Annotated in this window: 1 protein-coding gene; it reads right to left on the bottom strand. The window is 67.1% G+C overall.

All coding sequences use genetic code 11. The features are described from left to right. Positions 1-23 precede the first annotated feature (23 nt). Positions 24-1,253, bottom strand: coding sequence for an IS110 family transposase (locus ACNPQM_RS44050; RefSeq protein WP_418088404.1), 1,230 nt, complete (start codon positions 1,251-1,253; stop codon positions 24-26). Between the last annotated feature and the right edge of the window lie 459 nt (positions 1,254-1,712).

Below are 1,712 nucleotides of genomic sequence, written 5' to 3'. Positions count from 1 at the left end.
AGACACCTCACGACCCCAAGGCGTCAAGCCGCAGCGGCCAAGGCAGTTGGGAATGCGGTGTTCTCATCGAACAGTTCGCGTCGCTGGAGGCAGTGGAACATCTGTCCGAGCATGCGGTTGAAGAGGTTGCGCTGGGCGGCAGCGTGCCAGTCTCCGTGCTCGTCGCGGCGGCGACGGTAGTGGTCCATGGCTCCGGGCGAGGCCCGGAGGGCGGAGAAGGCCCAGAGGTAGCCGGCGTGGTTGAGGCGGTCGTTCTTGACCCAGCGGCGGGTGATGCTGGACTTCTTGCCGGAAGCCCGGGTGATGGGCGAGGAGCCGGCGTATGCCTTCAGGCCGCGGGCGTCGGCGAAACGGCCGCGGTCGTCACCGATCTCAGCGAGCACCCGGGCGCCGAGCTGGACGCCGGGGCCGGGAAAACTGAGGATGATCTCAGCGTCCGGATGCTGAGGGAATGCTTCCTCCACCGCCTGGGCGAGGTCGTCGGTAGCCGTGCAGGCGGCCTGGAGCTGGACCTGGAGGGCGAGCATCTGCTTACCGAGCGCGACCTCGACGAGGGCAGGTTGGTGGGTGTAGTCCTCGCGGAAGACCTCACGGAGGCGTTCGGCCTCGGCTTCGATACCGCGTTGGCGGCCAGCCCGCTTGAGGGCGGCTTGGAGCTGGGCGCGAGTCAGTCGAGCAGCTCGCGTGGGAGTTGGAGCCAGCTTGAGGACTTCGTGGGCTTCAGAGCGGCAGAGACCGTTCTTCCAGGACTCGAACGCCGCCAGGGCGGCTGGGTAGTACTCGCGCAGCAGGGAGCGGAGCTGGTTGGAAATCTGCTGGCGGTTCCAAGTGGAGTCCTGCTGGGCGCGGGCGAGGACAGCGATGGCGCGGGCCAGGTCGCTGTCATCGGGCAAGACCCGGTGGGCGTGCATGTCGGTGCGCAGGATGTTCGCGAGCACCAGGGCGTCGCCCGGGTCTGACTTCTTGCGGGAGACACTGTGCCGGTCGCGGTAGCGGGCGGCGGCCATCGGGTTGATCGCGAAGACCTTCCGCTTGCCCTGCCGCAGCACGGCGACGAGCAGACCACGGGAGGTCTCGATCGCCACCGGGATCGGGTGTTCCTCGGTGTCGCCGTACTCGGCGAGCAGGTCCAACAAGACCTTGTAGCCGACCGCATCATCGGTGATGTGGCGTTTGGCCAGCAGCTGGCCCGAGTCGTCGACCAGGGCGACGTCGTGCGTCCTCTCGGCCCAGTCGATTCCGCAGTAGATCAAGGCATCCTCCCCATGGCGTGGGTGTTTGCGCTGGTCACGAGCACATGCGGGCCACGCAGCGACCTAATTCCAGGACTCGGCGACAAGGCCGGTCCGCCACCTCACTAGCCGTTCGTGGCACCAGCGCGTCACACGGGCCTCGGTCTCGACGGGAGCTCGCAAAGCTCGGGCATATCGAGAGGTCACCATGCAGCGGGCTCGTACCACCAACGTCAACGAGCAAGCACAGCCTGGGGTAGCGGCGGTCACGCAGGCGCGAGCGCTTCGCTCTTCGCTCAAGGCTTCTCAAGCCAGGCTTCGTGTAGGAATCCGTCCGACGCCCACGCGACCACCGCCAGGAGCACGGGGACTGCACGCCGCTCTATGCGGAGGTCTCAATGAACCCGGTTCGCCGCAGGCGTCGCAGCCTCGTACTCGAACAGCCCGCTGTCGCGACAACAGCTCTGTGTGGGCTGCTGA

Source organism: Streptomyces sp. NPDC056231 (assembly GCF_048270745.1).
Classification (GTDB): domain Bacteria; phylum Actinomycetota; class Actinomycetes; order Streptomycetales; family Streptomycetaceae; genus Streptomyces.
Note: the sequence above shows the minus strand (reverse complement) of the source record. Positions and strands in the feature narration are given on the sequence as shown.